The following is a 16,860-nucleotide window of genomic DNA, read 5'->3' on the forward strand; positions in this document are numbered from 1 at the left end:
CATAACCGGTGTGGCTGCCGTCGGGCAGCGAGCGGGTTTGGTCCTTGGACCGCGCGGCAAGCGAATGTGCTGGGGCAGGGTGGTCTGATATCCTCGCCGGCATGAAAAAACATCTCCCTCTGAGCCTGATCGCCGCACTCGCTGAAAACCGGGTCATCGGCATCGACAATTCCATGCCTTGGCACTTGCCAGGGGACTTCAAGTATTTCAAAGCAACCACCCTCGGCAAGCCGATCATCATGGGTCGCAAGACCTGGGATTCCCTGGGCCGTCCGTTGCCGGGCCGGTTGAATCTGGTGGTCACACGCCAGCAGGATTTGCAGCTTGAAGGCGCCGAAGTCTTTACCTCTCTGGACGCGGCAGTGCATCGCGCTGAGGAGTGGGCGCGCCAGCAAGGGGTCAGCGAAGTGATGCTGATCGGCGGCGCACAACTTTATGGCCAAGCCCTCGAGCGCGCTGACCGCCTGTACCTCACCCGCGTGGCGCTGAGTCCCGAAGGCGATGCGTGGTTTCCGGAGTTTGACGAGGGGCAGTGGACGCTGGTGTCGAACACAGAGAACCCTGCGCTCGCCGATAAGCCTGCCTACAGTTTCGAGGTTTGGGAGCGAATCTGATATCGCGATCGCTATCGCAAGCAAGCTCACTCCTACAGAGGAACGCGGTCAACTGTAGGAGCGCGCTTGCCCGCGAATGCGTGGAATCTGCCATCCATCAAGTTGCCTGAAACGGCGGGTTCGCCAGCAAGCCGGCTCCTACCGATGTGCAAATGGTCAGCCCTGTCACAAAAACGTCGTTTTTACGTCATCTGGCGCGAATGGCGATTCCAGTGACGCCCTCGGAACGGACGCGGTCGCTGACGCATCAAACTTGTAACGGCTTTTTGCTACGGTCCTTCTTCGAACCAACAACCGGGGAGCGGACCTACTATGAAACTTGCGCCAACATTGCTGGCCGCTGCGATTTATCTGTGCTGTGCCACTCAAGTGTCTGCCACCGAGCTGACCCACTGGCCCGCGCCTGCGGCCAAGCAGCTCAACGCGATGATTGCGGCCAATGCCAACAAAGGTAACTTCGCCGTTTTCGACATGGACAACACCAGCTACCGCTACGACCTGGAAGAGTCTCTGCTGCCGTTCATGGAAAACAAAGGGCTGATCACCCGCGATTCGCTCGATCCCTCTCTCAAGCTCATCCCGTTCAAGGACACCGCTGACCATAAGGAAAGCCTGTTCAGCTACTACTACCGGCTCTGTGAAATCGACGACATGGTCTGTTACCCATGGGTTGCGCAGGTGTTCTCCGGCTTTACCCTCCAGGAGCTCAAAGGGTATGTCGACGAGTTGATGGCATCGGGCAAGCCGGTGCCGAGCACGTATTACGAAGGCGACGTGGTCAAGACCATCGAAGTGCAGCCGCCCAAGGTCTTCACCGGCCAGGCCGAGCTGTACAACAAGCTGATGGAGAACGGCATCGAGGTGTATGTGATGACGGCGGCGTCGGAGGAACTGGTGCGCATGGTCGCCGCCGATCCCAAGTACGGCTACAACGTGAAGCCGCAGAACGTCATCGGTGTGACCACGCTGCTGAAGAACCGTCAGACGGGTGAGCTGACCACTGCACGCAAGCAGATCACTGCGGGCAAATACGATGAGAAAGCCAACCTCGGGCTTGAGCTGACGCCTTACCTGTGGACGCCGGCGACCTGGATGGCAGGCAAGCAGGCCGCGATTCTCACCTATATCGATCAGTGGAAAAAACCGGTTCTGGTGGGCGGCGATACACCTTCCAGCGATGGCTATATGCTTTTTCACAGTGTCGACGTCAGCAAGGGCGGCGTTCACCTGTGGGTCAATCGCAAGGACAAGTACATGACCCAGCTCAGCGGCATGATGAAAACCAACGCCGAGGCTCAGGCCAAAGAGGGCCTGCCGGTAACGGCAGACAAAAACTGGGTGATCGTCAAACCGGAAGAGATTCAGTAAGCCGTCCCATCACGCGGCACGGGGGTTGCCGTGCCGCGCAGGGTCAGGCCCATAACGTGCGATACGCACCGTCGGTATCATGTTCGGCGGCCTGTTTCGCGGTATTGAAGCGTCGACCGCCCCTGGGGTCGGTTCCGTAGCCAGCGATGTACAGCCAGTTGCCCTGATTGCTGTAGACGTCGTAATCGACCAGCTGCGCCTCGAACCACGCGGCCCCGGCGCGCCAGTCGCCCTTCAGGTCGAAAATCAGGTAACTGGCGACGATCTGGCGCATTCGGTTGGACAGGTACCCGGTCGCCGCTAATTCCCGCATACCGGCGTCAATCAACGCCTCTCCGGTCTCACCCCGACACCAGCGCGCAAACCCCTGTGGGTTGTGGCCCGGTTCGCTGCTGCCCTTCAGGCCGCTGGCGCGGTACAGCAGGCGACCGTATTTCAGGTGCAGCAAGCGAAAGTAATCACGCCACAACAACTCGAAATAGATCCAGTACGTGCTGTCGTTGGCGCCGTGTTCGGCCTCGAAAGCCTTCAATGCCTGATCGATCTGCGGCGCTGAAAGCGAACCACGCGCAAGCCAGGGCGAAAACTTGGTGGAGTCGTCCACAGCGCTCAAGGTGTTGCGCGTGGCTTTGTAGCTGTTCGCCAGCCCCCGGCTGAAATACTGCTGCAGGTGCTCGATGGCCGCGTGCTCGCCGCCGTGAAACGCCTGGTTCTGATAAGGAAATGCCGAGCGTGAGTCCAGAGGCGCAGGCGGTTGCAGCGTGGTCGAGTCAATGCTCACGCCATTGGGCAGCGCTGGAATAGTGGTCGGGGCCGGTATGACAGTGCGCGGCGAGGCGTGAGCTTTTTCCACAAGACGTCGAAAGCTGCTGAATACGTCAGGCAGCTCCTCGACCGCCATCGGGAGTTCATCCAGCGTAAACAGTGTCGACTGCCAGTGATCTTCCACGGTCAGTCCTGCCGCGCGGAGGGCTTGCACCTGTGCATCCTCTTCCGGCGCTGCGATGTGTTCGCAAATGATCGTATCGATACCCAAGTCGTGGGCGAGCGCGACAATGCCTGCAACGGACTCGCCCTCGATCTGCATCAGCGCGCTGCCCCGTGCGCTCAACTGCCCGGCCAGTGCGCTGACCGCAGTCTGCTCGAAATACTGGCGGTGGGCACCGATACGCTCGAATGCCCATGGCGTTGTAGTTGCCACGGGTGTGCAGTAAACCGGCAGGAGCGTGGTGGCAAGCTCACATGCATGGCTGAAGGCAGGATTGTCGGCAAGCCTGAGGTCCTGACGGAACCAGTAGATCAACGTATTCATGAGGGCGGTCTCAGCGGCTATGGATCAGGCCTTGATCAGTGGGTTACAGGATGTGGCCCTTTTTCCGGCCGAGCGAAGAGAAGCTAAACAGGAATGCGCTTTTGAGCCATAGTCTTTCACGTAAATGACTGAAAGGGACTCAAATGAAAGCGTCGTCGCTGTCTTCGCCGCCAAGGTACGTCGCCCTGCTGGGCTACGGTGGTCTGCTGCCGTTCGTTGGCCTGCTGTTGCTGATCCTGTTTTCAGCCCAATATCGGCCTTTCCTGACGCAAGCGCTGGTCGCTTACGGCGCCGTGATCCTGAGCTTTGTGGGCGCACTGCATTGGGGGTTCGCCATGACCCTTCAGGACCTGCATGCGGATCAGTGTCGCGAGCGGTTTATCTGGAGCGTGATACCGGCCCTGATCGCCTGGCCCGCTTTGCTCTTGCCGGCGCCTTTGGGGCTTCTGCTGTTGATTTTGGGCTTCGTCGCGCACTACTGGCAGGATCGGCGCCTGGTGAAAGCCGCGACGTTGCCCGCCTGGTATTTACCCATGCGTTTGCGTTTGACGTTGGTCGCCAGTCTCTGCCTTCTGCTGAGTGCGATCACGGTAGCCATCGGCTCATAAATACGCTCATCTGGTGCGCAGCCCGACGAAATCGGGACAAAAAAACACCCCGGCATGCGGGGTGTTTTCAGCTACGCAAGGATGCTTACGGCATCAGCTTGTCGAGCATCGCCTTGTCACGCACCGCTCCCTTGTCGGCGCTGGTGGCCAACAGGGCATAGGCCTTGAGGGCGGTGGTCACTTTGCGAGGGCGTGACTCAACCGGCTTCCAGCCTTTCTTTTCCTGCTCGGCGCGACGTTCAGCCATTTCCGCGTCGTCGATCATCAGGTTGATCGAGCGATTGGGAATGTCGATCAGCACCTTGTCGCCGTCACGAACCAGACCGATTGCACCGCCCGCCGCTGCTTCAGGAGAGGCGTGGCCAATGGAAAGGCCAGAGGTCCCGCCCGAGAAGCGCCCATCGGTCAGCAGCGCGCACGCTTTGCCCAGGCCTTTGGACTTCAGGTAAGACGTCGGGTACAGCATTTCCTGCATCCCCGGGCCGCCTTTCGGGCCTTCGTAACGAATGATCACGATGTCGCCGGCCTTCACTTCGTCAGCCAGAATGCCGCGCACGGCGCTGTCCTGACTTTCGAAAATCTTGGCGTTGCCTTCGAACACGTGAATCGACTCGTCGACGCCGGCGGTTTTCACCACGCAGCCGTCGAGTGCGATGTTGCCGTACAACACGGCCAGGCCGCCTTCCTGTGAGTAAGCATGCTCGACACTGCGGATGCAGCCGTTCTCGCGATCGTCGTCCAGCGTTTCCCAGCGGGTCGACTGACTAAAGGCCGTTTGCGTCGGGATACCTGCAGGGCCAGCCTTGAAGAAGTGGTGAACCGCTTCGTCGTCCGTCTGGGTGATGTCCCACTTGGCGATGGCTTCTTCCATCGACTTGCTGTGCACGGTCGGCAAATCCGTGTGCAGCAAACCGCCACGGGCCAGCGAGCCCAGAATGCTGAAGATACCGCCGGCGCGGTGAACGTCTTCCATGTGGTACTTCTGGATGTTCGGCGCGACTTTGCACAGTTGCGGTACGCGGCGTGACAGGCGGTCGATGTCGCGCAAGTCGAACGGGATCTCGGCTTCCTGGGCGGCAGCCAGCAAGTGCAGGATGGTGTTGGTCGAACCGCCCATGGCGATGTCGAGGGTCATCGCGTTTTCGAACGCCTTGAAGTTGGCGATATTGCGCGGCAGAACCGAGTCGTCGTTGTCGCGGTAGTAGGTTTTGCACAGGTCTACGATGGTGCGGCCGGCCTGCAGGAACAGCTGCTCGCGGTCAGAGTGGGTCGCCAGCGTGGAACCGTTGCCTGGCAGTGCAAGGCCCAGGGCTTCGGTGAGGCAGTTCATCGAGTTGGCGGTAAACATCCCCGAGCACGAGCCACATGTCGGGCATGCACTGCGCTCGTATTCGGCGACTTTCTCGTCCGAGGCGGTGGAGTCCGCAGCGATGACCATGGCGTCGACCAGGTCCAGACCATGGCTGGCGAGCTTGGTCTTGCCGGCTTCCATCGGGCCACCGGAAACGAAGATCACCGGGATGTTCAGGCGCAACGCAGCCATCAACATACCGGGGGTGATCTTGTCGCAGTTGGAGATACAGACAATGGCGTCGGCACAGTGGGCATTGACCATGTACTCGACCGAGTCGGCAATGATCTCGCGGCTGGGCAGCGAATACAGCATGCCGTCATGGCCCATGGCGATGCCGTCATCCACGGCAATGGTGTTGAATTCCTTGGCCACGCCGCCAGCTCGTTCGATCTCGCGCGCGACCAGTTGGCCGAGGTCCTTGAGGTGGACGTGGCCTGGCACGAACTGGGTAAACGAGTTGGCGATGGCGATGATCGGTTTTTTGAAATCTTCGTCCTTCATGCCCGTGGCACGCCACAAGGCGCGCGCGCCGGCCATATTGCGGCCGTGGGTGGACGTTTTCGAACGGTAATCAGGCATTGGAGCACTCCGGCTAATCGGCTAGTAAGGAAGGGAGTGAGCTTCTAGTGACGTCGTGTGCAAGAGGCAGTGACCGGATGCAGCGAAGAAACCGAACGACACGGGATCACCGTACGCCCAGCCTGAGCTCATAAACCCGCCGGGGATGACTGGCGATGAATAGCGCTGATTCTACACCTGTGAGGGCGGGAGGGAATGGTGAGAAGTGGCAGCGGTCGGCTCTCGGTCTGATTGGGGGCAGCGGTGGCTTTCGAGAATTTTCGCGGGCAAGCGCGCTCCTACAGTGGACCGCGTGACGTGCCAATATCATCGTCAACGCCCAACGCCCAACGCCAACGCCAACGCCAACGCCAACGCCAACGCTTAACGCTCAACGCTCAACCGTTCAACGCCCCAACGTGGCCGACGCGGCCAATGGGTTCAACTGGCCAATGTAGGTCGACGCAGCCGACGGGTCCAGCGGACCAACACAGGCCAAAGCAACCCCCGGGTGCGCCTGACGTCGCGGCATTACGCCGGTTGCAATAGCGAGATCGCCTACAACCCGGACGGGCTTGCGCGGTCCGGTGTAGGAGCGCGCTTGCCCGCGAAGGCGTCAGGCCAGGCAATACATCAACTGTTAGGCAGCAACCGGCAGGTGATGCTTTTGATGTAGCGCGTCTCAGGGATAGCAGGATGCACCGGGTGGTCCGGGCCTTGGCCGCCGCGCTCGAGCAGCTGGATGTTGCGGTCCAGATGACGGGCGCTGGTGAGGAGGATGTTCTGCAGGTCGTCTTCCGGCAGGTGCATTGAGCAGGATGCGCTGACCAGAATGCCGTCTTTGCTGAGCAGGCGCATGGCTTGCTCGTTCAAGCGGCGGTAGGCGCCCTCGCCATTCTTCATGTCCTTCTTGCGTTTGATGAACGCGGGCGGGTCGGCGATGATCACGTCGAACCGCTCTTCAGCTGCTTTCAGTTCCTTGAGCGCTTCAAAGACATCACCTTCGATGCAGGTGACTTTCTCTGCGAAGCCGTTGAGCGCCGCATTACGCTCCACACCGTCCAGTGCAAACGCTGACGCATCGACGCAGAAGACTTCGCTGGCGCCGAACGCACCGGCCTGGATGCCCCAGCCGCCAATGTAACTGAACAGGTCCAGCACCCGCTTGCCCTTGGCATACGGCGCCAGACGCGCACGGTTCATGCGGTGATCGTAGAACCAGCCAGTCTTCTGACCCTCCATCACCGGCGCTTCGAACTTCACGCCATTCTCTTCCAGCGCAACCCATTCCGGCACCACGCCAAACGCGGTTTCAACGTAACGGTTCAGGCCTTCAGCGTCCCGTGCAGCGGAGTCGTTCTTGAGCAGGATGCCGCTCGGCTTGGTCACCTGAATCAGGGCGGCGAGCACGTCGTCCTTGTGCTGTTCCATGGTGGCTGACGCCAGTTGCACGACCAGAATGTCGCCGAAACGATCAACAACCAGACCCGGCAGCAGGTCCGAGTCGCCGTAAACCAGGCGGTAGAACGGCTTGTCGAACAGACGCTCGCGCAACGACAGGCACACGTTCAGGCGATGAACGAGCAACGACTTGTCGAGTGGCAACTTGATGTCGCGGGACAGCAAGCGTGCGCAAATCAGGTTCTGCGGGCTCATGGCGACGATGCCCAAAGGCTTGCCACCGGCGGTTTCCAAAATGGCTTGGGTGCCCGGAGCGAAGCCGTTGAGTGGAGTGGCAGCTACGTCGATTTCGTTGCTGTAGACCCACAAATGACCGGCACGCAGGCGGCGATCGGCGTTGGGCTTGAGGCGCAAGCTAGGCAGGGACATGACGTCGCTCCGGAAAAAAGAGCGGGAGTATAGCGCGTGAAGCTGCTGCCGGGCGCACTCGGCTCGATGACCGTCTGGCTGTCCGTCGGATCCGCTGAATCCTTGCCCGGTTGTCGAAGCATGGGCGCAAGGGGTTAGAATCGTGCCCTGACCCTGAGTGTGAACTTATGTCCCAAGAGCTTACGTCCGAGCAGATCCAGCAGGCGTTACAAGGCATCAGCGTGCCGCCCCAGCCGCAAATCATGGTGGATTTGCAGATGGAGCAGTACATGCCCGACCCCGACCTGGGTGAAATCGCACGACTGATCTCCCAGGATCCCGGGCTCTCCGGCGCGCTGCTGAAACTCGTCAACTCTCCCCATTACGGCCTGAGCAACAAGATCGCCTCCATCCAGCGCGCAGTGAACCTGCTTGGCAGTCGCTCGGTTATCAACCTGATCAACGCCCAGTCAATCAAGGGCGAAATGAGCGACGAAACCATCGTCGTGCTCAACCGCTTCTGGGACACGGCCCAGGACGTCGCGATGACCAGCCTGACGCTGGCCAAACGCATCGGTTCACAGACGGTCGATGAGTCCTACGCGTTGGGGCTGTTTCATGACTGCGGCGTGCCGCTGATGATCAAGCGCTTTCCTGATTACATGAGCGTGCTGGAAGAAGCCTATGCCAACGCAACGGCCGAGTGCCGCGTGGTCGACACCGAAAACCGTTTGCTCAATACCAATCATGCCGTCGTCGGGTACTTCACTGCCAAATCCTGGCGATTGCCGGAACATGTCAGTAACGCGATCGCCAACCACCATAATGCGCTGGCGATTTTTCAGGACGACTCGGGTCGAAACGCGCCACTGAAGAACCTGCTGGCGGTTCTCAAGATGGCCGAACACGTGTGCCAGTCCCATCAGGTGCTCGGCAACCATCCTGTCGACCATGAGTGGGACAGCATTGGGCATCTGATTCTGGACTACGTCGGCTTGTCCGACTATGACTTCGAATACCTCAAGGAAAGTATCCGCGAGCTGAGCGCACACTGACGCCGCGCGTCTGCGCCTGACCCTACATCGAGCTGCCGCATGCCTGAATTACCTGAAGTCGAAACAACCCGTCGGGGCATTGCGCCCCATTTGGTAGGCCAGCGCGTGAGCCGAGTGATCGTGCGTGATCGCCGTCTGCGCTGGCCGATCCCTGAAGACCTCGACGTGCGCCTGTCAGGGCAAAAGATCGTGGCTGTCGAAAGGCGCGCCAAATACCTGCTGATCCAGGCTGAAGTGGGCACCTTGATCGCTCACCTGGGCATGTCCGGCAACTTGCGGCTGGTCGATGCCGGCCTGCCGCCACTCAAGCATGAGCACGTAGACATCGAGCTGGAGTCCGGCATGGCCCTGCGCTATACCGACCCTCGCCGGTTCGGTGCGATGCTGTGGAGTCTCGATCCGCTCAATCACGAGCTGCTGGCGCGGTTGGGCCCGGAACCACTGACGGAAGTCTTTGACGGCCTGCGCCTGTTCGAGCTGTCGCGTGGCCGGGCCATGGCGGTCAAGCCATTCATCATGGACAACGCAATCGTTGTCGGTGTCGGCAATATCTATGCGACCGAGGCGCTGTTCGCCGCGGGCATTGATCCGCGTCGCGCCGCCGGAAGCGTCGCAAAGGTGCGCTATATAAAGCTGGCGATCGAAATCAAGCGAATCCTGGCAGCGGCCATCGAACGTGGCGGCACGACGCTGCGCGATTTCATCGGCGGTGACGGTCAGCCCGGATACTTTCAGCAGGAGCTGTTCGCCTATGGGCGTGGCGGACAGCCGTGCAAAGTATGCGGGACCACGCTACGCGAGGCAAAGTTGGGCCAGCGGGCCAGTGTTTACTGCCCCAAGTGCCAGAAGTAAGCGCCGGCCTTTGCGGAGGTTGTGGCTGATCGTAGCGGTTTCACCGCGGCTTTTACGAGGCCTCCTACGGAGTGCGTGCCGTGATCGGGGCACGCACCCCCTTGCGTAAGCCCAAGCCCTGTTTATAGTGAACAGCACCATTTCGCTTTAGCCTGAAGGACCACGCCATGAGCCCGTTTCGCATTCTTGCTGCCACGCTGGCGCTGCTTTTCGGCCTGCAAATGACGCCCGCGCTGGCCCAGATCGACGGGGCCGGCAGTGGCGATCCTGTCTACGAAATCCAGAATCCACCCGCTTACGCAATGATCGGTGACCTTCTCATTGCTCGTCCGATCCTGATCGTTGCAACCGTGATCGGCGCCGGTCTGTTCGTGGTTGCACTGCCCTTTACTGCCGCTGGAGGCAACATCGGTCGCACCGGCAAGGCGCTGGTTGTCGATCCGGGCAAAGCAGCTTTCGTCCGCTGCCTTGGCTGCACGGGTGATGGTTACGGCAAACAGGACTGATCAGCGCAGCTGCGCATCATCTTCAGCGCAGCATCGGGTTTGAAAGTGGTTGAGACGCCGATGCCGCGAGGGTCACTGGCCGCTTCGACCCGGGCGTTGTTTTTGTGCCACATCAGCACCTGCTGATTGCCGAAATCCCGGGCTGTTTCCTTGAGGGCATAGCCGCGCTCACGCAGGTCGATCAGCTCTTGCTCGGTAAATGTTCCCGGCTCGTATTCCACCACATCCGGCGTGTACTGATGGTGATATCGCGGCGTTGAGGTCCAGCTGCTGATCGGTTGATCGTCGAGATATTTCAGCATCGACAGCAAAACCATGCTGGGAATACGACTGCCACCGGGCGTGCCGAATGCCGCAAGGCTGCGAGGACTTTCGATGAAGCTTGGGCTCATGCTCGACAGAGGTCGTTTGCCGGGCTCGAGGGCATTGGGGTGAATACTGGTGAACGCTGCGCCGCCCTGGCCTTTGGGATCAATGGCGAAATCGTCCATTTCATCGTTCAAAATGACCCCCGTGCCGGGCACGGTGAAGGCCGATCCAAACGGCAGGTTGAGCGAAAGTGTTGCGGTCACCGCATTGCCCTCCGTATCAAGGACGGCGAAATGGCTGGTGTTCTCGCCTTCACGCCAGCGGGGCGCTGGCGGCAGTATGTTATTGGGCGTGGCACGGTGCGGGTCGATACTGGTGGTCAATTGCAGTAGATAATCGGTGGCGAGGACCTGAGCCACCGGGTTGGGCACGAAGTCCGGATCACCCAGCAGCACGCGGTCACGGTACGCGCGGCGCAGCGCCTCGATGACATAGTGAGCACGCTGGATGTTTTGCGACTCACGCCACGGCAATTGCTGCAGCATGGACAGGCTTTGCGCCAGTGCAATTCCACCGGCGGAGGGCGGAGGTGCGCTGATCAGTTCGCGTTGATCGGCCATCTGAAAACGCAGGGGCGCACGAGTGACAACCTCGTACTCTTCGAAGTCGTGGTAGTTCCAGATGCCGCCGGCGCGTCGCACCCCGCTGACCAGCGCCTGAGCCACCAACCCGCTGTAAAATCCTGCCCGGCCTTTATCACCGAGGCGCTCAAGGGTCTGCGCCAGCTCCGGTTGGGTGATGACCTCGCCCAGATTCGGCACCTCGTTGTTACGCAGGAACAGACGCGCGCTTTCCTTGTTATTGCGCAGTGCAAACAATCGCCAATTGGCGCGCTCTCGATAAACGCTGTCCACCTTGAAGCCGCGATAAGCCACACGGATCGCCGGGGCCAGTGAAATCGAAAGCGGTAAGCGACCGTAGCGTTCGGCAAGCTCGACCAGCGCGGCGGGCAGGCCTGGAATAGCGGCCGCCAGAGGGCCATTCAGGGAAAGGTCCGGCTGCACGATCCCCTTGCGATGAAACATCTTTGGTTTGGACTTGAGCGGGGCTTTTTCGCGAGCATCCAGAAATTGATACTGGACGGGCTCACCCGATTGACGCAGCAAGAAAAACCCGCCACCGCCGAGCCCTGAACCATAAGGCTCGACGACAGCCAGTGTGGCGCTGATGGCGATAGCCGCATCGAACGCATTGCCGCCGTCGACCAGGATTTCCTGGCCAGCGGCCGTTGCGATAGGGTGCGGGCTGGCGATGGCGGCCTGATCTGGACGATCAGGGCTGGCGTGAGCCGAAAAAACGCACAGCAAAACCGCTGCGCCTGACAAAGCAGGTATCCGTTCCAGCATTGAAATCATGCGTCTCTCGCTCAATCAACAGGCGGTTTAGGCCAGTGTCTTCGGCGAAAGCACGTATGCCGACAGGGAATGCGTCCGGGTTATGCCTTGCTGGTAATCAAGTTGTACTTGGCCATGAGCTGGTCTTTGCTTTCCACGTGGTTTTCATCCAGCGGGATGCAATCCACAGGGCAGACTTGCTGGCACTGTGGTTCGTCATAGTGACCTACGCACTCGGTGCACAGGTTGGGGTTGATCACGTAGATATCTTCGCCCTGTGAAATCGCTTCGTTCGGGCACTCGGGTTCGCAGACGTCGCAATTGATGCAATCGTCGGTGATGATCAGGGACATGGATACTCCTGCCTCGGTCGACACCGGGGCATATCAAAACGAATGCGGCGAATTGTGCCGCATTAGCGCTCGGTATGCACCATGACTCGACGCAAGGCCTCAGCCTTTGAAGCGTTCGCTCAGCGCCTGGGCCACGGCAGGATGTACGAACTTGGTGATATCCCCGCCCAGTGCTGCGATTTCCCTGACCAGCGTAGATGAAATGAACGAGTAGCGTTCGGACGGCGTGAGAAAAAGACTTTCGACGTCCGGGGCCAATTGCTTGTTCATGTTGGCCAGCTGGAATTCGTACTCGAAATCCGAAACCGCCCTCAAGCCACGCAGCAGAATGTTGGCGTTTTGCTCCTGGGCGAAGTGCGCCAGCAGCGTCGAAAAGCCGACCACCTCGACATTGGGCAAGTGTTTGGTCGCTTCGCGGGCGAGCGCCACACGTTGCTCCAGCGGGAACAGTGGGTTTTTCTTGGGGCTTGCGGCAACGGCGATCACTACTTGATCGAACAGGCGCGAGGCGCGCTCGACCAGATCGCCGTGACCCTTGGTGATCGGGTCAAAGGTGCCTGGGTACAACACTCGGTTCATCGCGTCGTCCTGGTCGGAGTTCGTTGGGGACTGGATGGTATCGCAGCGGGCTGAGACGGCCAAGACGGGGAGCAAGCGCTGTGATGCATTTCGCCTCCTTGCGCTGGCGCACAGCTGCGCGGCAGACTGTCCGGACAAGCATCGTCGCCGCCCCACGGCACCTGACACGGAGTCTCAATGCGCACGGATTATCTGGCGTTTTTCCTATCCCTTTTTTTCTCCCGTCTCGCGGATCAGGTTCTGCTGTTTCTGGTGCCGCTGGTCGTTTTTCAGACCACGCAAAGCGCGTCCCTGGCGGGTCTGGCGTTCTTTGCCGAAACCCTGCCGCGCTTTCTTGCATTCCCTGTATGCGGGGTGCTTTGCGATAAGTACCCACCCATTCGGTTGCTGCAGATCAGCCAGCTCTACAGGGCTGTGATTTGCCTGGTCGCGATGGCTCTGTATGGAGCATTCGGCGGGATTTACTGGTTGATCCTGCTGTCGGCGGTCTGCGGCATTCTGACTACCCAGGGCATCATGGCCAGGGAGGTGGTGATGCCTCATATTTTCCCGGATTATCACTATGGCAAGACGCTCTCGTACTCCCAGATCGCCGACCAGACCGGGCTAGTGCTCGGCCCCGTGTTGGCGGCGCTGGCGCTGGAAGTGATCCCTTGGTGGGGCGTGGTTCTAGGTGTTGCGCTGGTTTTCGTCGCAGCGGATCTGACGATGCGAGTCTGGCAATACAAAAGCGAGGTCACCCTCCAACGCTTTGAGCAGCACCCGGGGCGCTGGACGCAGCCACTAAAAGTTGCCTTTGGGCACATCTTCCGGCTGGCGGAGTTGAAGAAAATCATCGTGCTGGCCGTCGGGGTCAACCTGATCGTGGGTGTCACTCTGGCCAGTTCGGCAGCGATGGTGATTGGCTCATTCGGCGAAACCAAGGACTTCTACGCAGGCCTGCAAGCGACCGGTGCGTTGTTGACGATCGCTATTTTGTACCTCCTCGCCCGGGTCAGCCTGTCGCTGAAACTACTCGGTTCGATGTCCTACATTGCCTTGTTGCTGGGCGCGTTTATCACCGCCACCAGCGCATGTTCCGAGGTTTACGTTGTGGGGTTCCTGCTGATCGTGGGCTTCGACAAAATGTTCAACGTGTACATGCGCAGCATCCGCCAGCGGATCATCCCGGCCCGCGACTTCGGCAAGACGGTTGGCGTCATCACGCTGTTGAACAACCTTTCGCAGCCACTGGCCGGGCTGCTGGTCGGGGCTTTTACGGCGCCCATCGGGCTGCGCGGGGTGATATTGGTCAATACGCTGGCGGCTGGCTTGCTCGGCGTGGGGGTTGCGACGGTGGTCAAATTCAGGCTCGCGACTGCCGTGGAGCGATGAAGTCTGCAACCGGTCCGACGCTTGCGTTAAGATCCGGCACAATCCTGTTACGTTTCGACGTTCGAGTTGAACATGGCGCCGCGCATCAAAACCGTACGCATCAAGACCCGAGAACGCATCGTCCACAGCAGCCTTGAGCTGTTCAATCAGCAGGGCGAGCGCAGCGTCAGCACCAATCACATTGCCGCGCACATGGAGATTTCTTCCGGGAATCTTTATTACCACTTCCCCAACAAGCAAGCGATCATCGCCGAGTTGTTCACCGAATACGCAACACTGGTCGACAGCTTTCTGCACCCGCCCAAGGGCCGTTTACCAAACGTCGAAGACAAGCGTCATTACCTCATGGCGATTCTGGACAGCATGTGGCGCTACCGTTTTCTACACCGTGATCTTGAGCATTTGCTCGAAGCCGATGCAGAGCTGGCGGTGCGTTACCGGCGCTTTTCCCAGCACTGCCTGATCAAGGCGATGTCGATTTACAGCGGCTTTGTCGACGCCCGTATTCTCGACATGGACAAGGTCCAGATCGAATCTCTCACGCTCAATGCGTGGATTATCCTGACGTCATGGGTGCGTTTTTTGAGCACGACGCGGGAAAACCCCACTCACCTGAACGAGGAGGCCAATCGTCGCGGTGTCTACCAGGTGTTGATGCTGGAACTGGCGTACGTCACGCCTCAGGCCCGGGAAGCCGTGCATGCCCTGTGCGCGGAGTTTTACGTGCCATTGGCCAAGGCGCTGGAGAATCCCGGCTGAACCCGGCCACCGTCTCGGAATCGACTGTCATATCGCACCTTTTACTGCCTGCAGGAGCCCGTTATGTCCATCGCGCAACTTATCAGCCCTCAACAGTTGGCGGAACGCCTGACGCAACCCGGGCTTGTGATCCTGGATTGTCGTTCGTCACTGGATGATTTGGACTACGGCCAGCGCAGCTACGCAGAGGGCCACATTGAGGGATCGTCTTTCGCTGACCTGCTCAATGACCTTAGCGGGGCAGTCAGCAAAGGCATCACCGGTCGCCACCCGCTGCCGGACCCGCAGACGTTGATCGAGCGCTTGCGGTTCTGGGGCGTGAACAATCAGAGCGACATCGTGCTGTACGACGATGGTCCGGGGGCTTACGCCGCACGGGCATGGTGGCTGCTGGCATGGCTGGGCAAGCGCGAAGGCGTGTACGTACTCGACGGCGGACTCAAGGCCTGGCATGCGGCGGGCTTGCCGCTCAGCCTCGACCCGCCACAGCATCTTCAGGGCACATTCGAAGGCGCGCCGGATGACTCAATGGTGTTGACGGCGGAGGAGGTACACGGCCGCCTGGGCGACCCTGCCATGACGTTGATCGATGCCCGTGCACGTGCGCGCTTTCGGGGTGAGGTGGAGCCGATTGACCCGGTAGCCGGGCATATTCCTGGCGCTCAATGTGCGGCCTTCACCGATAACCTTGGGCCGGATGGCCGCTTTCTGTCGGCAGACCAACTCAAGGAGCGGTTCGCCGAACTGCTTGAAAGTCGGTCGGCAGAGCAACTGGTCGCTTATTGCGGTTCCGGCGTGACAGCGTGCCACAACCTGTTTGCGCTATGCCTCGCCGGGTACCCGCTGGGCGCGCTTTATGCGGGGTCCTGGAGCGAGTGGATCAATGACCCGCAGCGCGAGATCGCCACGGGTGACTGAGCTCGCGGTCGGGCAGGCGAACACTGGCTAAGTCTGCCCCATCGCCCAGCGCAGCAAAAAGAACACAAGCAAGCCGCCACCGATGGTGGCCAGAAGGTTGCGGCTCAGCGCTGCGATCCCGATCGCGACCACCCCCGCCAGCAAATAAGCGTTGGTCAGGGAAAGCTGCCAGTGCTCGCCATCCGGCAGCAACATGCCGGGGATCACGATGGCTGTCAGCACCGCAGTGGGGACGTAGTGCAGCCCTTGGCGCACGAGTGGAGGGAAGCGCAGGTTTGGCCAGGCGAACAGGCTGTAGCGCATCAGAAAAGTAATGGCCGCCATGCCCAGAATCAGCCACCAGTACGTCATGGGCGTGCCTCTTTCGACGCCGCGTCACCCAGCATCGGCTTTGTTCGTTTCTCCATGAATACCCCCGCTGCGATACCGCTGAATGCCGCGGCCATGAGCCCCAATTTGTACGGCCATGACCACGTCAGCAGCGCAACCACGCCGGCAGCCAGAGCAGCGGCAATCTGAGGTTGGTTGCGCAGCAGGGGCACCACGATGCCGATGAAAGTTGCGAGCATGGCGAACTCAAGGCCCCAGCTCGCCATGTTCGGGAAGGCTTGACCGAATAGCACGCCCACCAACGAGCTGCCCACCCAGCAGGCATACAGCGGGCTCGCCACACCCAACCAGTACCAATGCGCCAATGGCGTACGGCCGTGGACCAGATAATGGCGTTGCACGATGGCGAAGGTTTCATCGGTCAGCCAGAACGCCAGCAGCAACCGCCAACGCTGTGGTAAAGCCTGGACATGGGGCTGCAAGGTGGCGCTGTACAACACATGCCGCAGGTTGACCACCAGCGTCGTCAGCAGAATCACCACTGCACCGGCCCCGGCGCCCATCAGGCTGATGACGACGAACTGTGCCGATCCGGCGTAGACGAACATCGACATCCCGACCGCTTGCCACAGCGACAACCCGCCCACGCCGGCCAGGGTGCCGAAGATAACGCCAAATGGCGCGATGCCAACGAGCATGGGTACGCTGTCACGTACGCCGCGCATGAACAGGTGATGTCGGGACATGATTGTTCTCCTTATGCCCCGATGTTAAGTGCGTGGCGCTTGGGTGTCTTGAACGATCGTGC

The 16,860-nt window shown here is 60.1% G+C and carries 17 protein-coding genes; 9 read left to right on the forward strand and 8 right to left on the reverse strand.

The genetic code is table 11. The features are described from left to right. Nucleotides 1–101 precede the first annotated feature (101 nt). Nucleotides 102–614, forward strand: coding sequence for a dihydrofolate reductase (locus LT42_RS23210; protein WP_037018778.1), 513 nt, complete (start codon nt 102–104; stop codon nt 612–614). Nucleotides 615–926: 312 nt separating this feature from the next. Next, nucleotides 927–1,982, forward strand: a complete 1,056-nt coding sequence (locus tag LT42_RS23215; protein ID WP_037018781.1) for an HAD family hydrolase — start codon at nt 927–929, stop codon at nt 1,980–1,982. Between the two features lie 43 nt (nt 1,983–2,025). Here the strand turns inward: LT42_RS23215 and LT42_RS23220 are convergent, their stop codons facing one another. After that, the gene (locus LT42_RS23220; protein ID WP_037018784.1) at nt 2,026–3,294 is read right to left on the reverse strand and encodes a DASH family cryptochrome; all 1,269 of its coding nucleotides are present in this window, start codon (nt 3,292–3,294) and stop codon (nt 2,026–2,028) included. Nucleotides 3,295–3,437: 143 nt separating this feature from the next. On the opposite strand from LT42_RS23220, the gene LT42_RS23225 reads away from it, so the two are divergent. Continuing rightward, nucleotides 3,438–3,902, forward strand: a complete 465-nt coding sequence (locus LT42_RS23225; protein ID WP_037018787.1) for a DUF3429 domain-containing protein — start codon at nt 3,438–3,440, stop codon at nt 3,900–3,902. Between the two features lie 85 nt (nt 3,903–3,987). Here LT42_RS23225 and ilvD read toward each other — a convergent pair whose 3' ends face one another. Together ilvD and LT42_RS23235 are read right to left on the reverse strand one after the other, a co-directional pair. Further along, nucleotides 3,988–5,835: a dihydroxy-acid dehydratase gene (ilvD, locus tag LT42_RS23230; protein ID WP_037018789.1), complete on the reverse strand. Its 1,848-nt coding sequence runs from the start codon at nt 5,833–5,835 to the stop codon at nt 3,988–3,990. 612 nt (nt 5,836–6,447) lie between these two features. Further along, nucleotides 6,448–7,644 carry a class I SAM-dependent rRNA methyltransferase gene (locus LT42_RS23235; protein WP_037018792.1) on the reverse strand — a complete coding sequence of 399 codons (1,197 nt, stop codon included), beginning with the start codon at nt 7,642–7,644 and terminating at the stop codon, nt 6,448–6,450. A 221-nt stretch (nt 7,645–7,865) separates the two neighbouring features. Between LT42_RS23235 and LT42_RS23240 the strand changes: the two genes are divergently transcribed. From LT42_RS23240 to LT42_RS23250, 3 genes are all read left to right on the forward strand, one after another. Beyond that, nucleotides 7,866–8,678, forward strand: a complete 813-nt coding sequence (locus LT42_RS23240) for an HDOD domain-containing protein (RefSeq protein WP_162835426.1) — start codon at nt 7,866–7,868, stop codon at nt 8,676–8,678. Between the two features lie 39 nt (nt 8,679–8,717). After that, a complete protein-coding gene (gene mutM / locus LT42_RS23245) occupies nt 8,718–9,530 on the forward strand; it encodes a bifunctional DNA-formamidopyrimidine glycosylase/DNA-(apurinic or apyrimidinic site) lyase (protein ID WP_037018797.1) in 813 nt (270 codons plus the stop codon). Between the two features lie 167 nt (nt 9,531–9,697). Continuing rightward, nucleotides 9,698–10,036 (forward strand): hypothetical protein, encoded by a 339-nt coding sequence (locus LT42_RS23250; RefSeq protein WP_037018799.1) that lies wholly within the window; start codon nt 9,698–9,700, stop codon nt 10,034–10,036. Here the strand turns inward: LT42_RS23250 and ggt are convergent. The 3 genes from ggt to coaD form a co-directional block, all read right to left on the reverse strand. Continuing rightward, a complete protein-coding gene (gene ggt, locus LT42_RS23255) occupies nt 10,018–11,760 on the reverse strand; it encodes a gamma-glutamyltransferase (RefSeq protein ID WP_052075387.1) in 1,743 nt (580 codons plus the stop codon). The two genes, LT42_RS23250 and ggt, sit on opposite strands and share 19 nt — an antisense overlap. 80 nt (nt 11,761–11,840) lie before the next feature. Then, on the reverse strand, nt 11,841–12,092 hold the full coding sequence (locus LT42_RS23260; protein WP_037018802.1) for a YfhL family 4Fe-4S dicluster ferredoxin: 252 nt from the start codon (nt 12,090–12,092) through the stop codon (nt 11,841–11,843). Between the two features lie 99 nt (nt 12,093–12,191). Beyond that, a complete protein-coding gene (coaD, locus tag LT42_RS23265) occupies nt 12,192–12,671 on the reverse strand; it encodes a pantetheine-phosphate adenylyltransferase (RefSeq protein ID WP_037018805.1) in 480 nt (159 codons plus the stop codon). Between the two features lie 177 nt (nt 12,672–12,848). On the opposite strand from coaD, the gene LT42_RS23270 reads away from it, so the two are divergent. From LT42_RS23270 to LT42_RS23280, 3 genes are all read left to right on the forward strand, one after another. Continuing rightward, the gene (locus tag LT42_RS23270) at nt 12,849–14,045 is read left to right on the forward strand and encodes an MFS transporter (protein ID WP_037018807.1); all 1,197 of its coding nucleotides are present in this window, start codon (nt 12,849–12,851) and stop codon (nt 14,043–14,045) included. 72 nt (nt 14,046–14,117) lie between these two features. Next, nucleotides 14,118–14,804: a TetR/AcrR family transcriptional regulator gene (locus LT42_RS23275; RefSeq protein WP_037018809.1), complete on the forward strand. Its 687-nt coding sequence runs from the start codon at nt 14,118–14,120 to the stop codon at nt 14,802–14,804. 63 nt (nt 14,805–14,867) lie between these two features. Next, nucleotides 14,868–15,722, forward strand: coding sequence for a sulfurtransferase (locus LT42_RS23280; RefSeq protein ID WP_037018811.1), 855 nt, complete (start codon nt 14,868–14,870; stop codon nt 15,720–15,722). Between the two features lie 27 nt (nt 15,723–15,749). Here the strand turns inward: LT42_RS23280 and LT42_RS23285 are convergent, their stop codons facing one another. Both LT42_RS23285 and LT42_RS23290 read right to left on the reverse strand, forming a co-directional pair. Next, nucleotides 15,750–16,073: an AzlD domain-containing protein gene (locus LT42_RS23285; RefSeq protein WP_037018814.1), complete on the reverse strand. Its 324-nt coding sequence runs from the start codon at nt 16,071–16,073 to the stop codon at nt 15,750–15,752. Beyond that, on the reverse strand, nt 16,070–16,798 hold the full coding sequence (locus LT42_RS23290) for an AzlC family ABC transporter permease (protein ID WP_037018817.1): 729 nt from the start codon (nt 16,796–16,798) through the stop codon (nt 16,070–16,072). Before LT42_RS23290 ends, LT42_RS23285 begins: the two co-directional genes overlap by 4 nt. Between the last annotated feature and the right edge of the window lie 62 nt (nt 16,799–16,860).

The organism is Pseudomonas lutea (assembly GCF_000759445.1).
Classification (GTDB): Bacteria; Pseudomonadota; Gammaproteobacteria; order Pseudomonadales; family Pseudomonadaceae; genus Aquipseudomonas; species Aquipseudomonas lutea.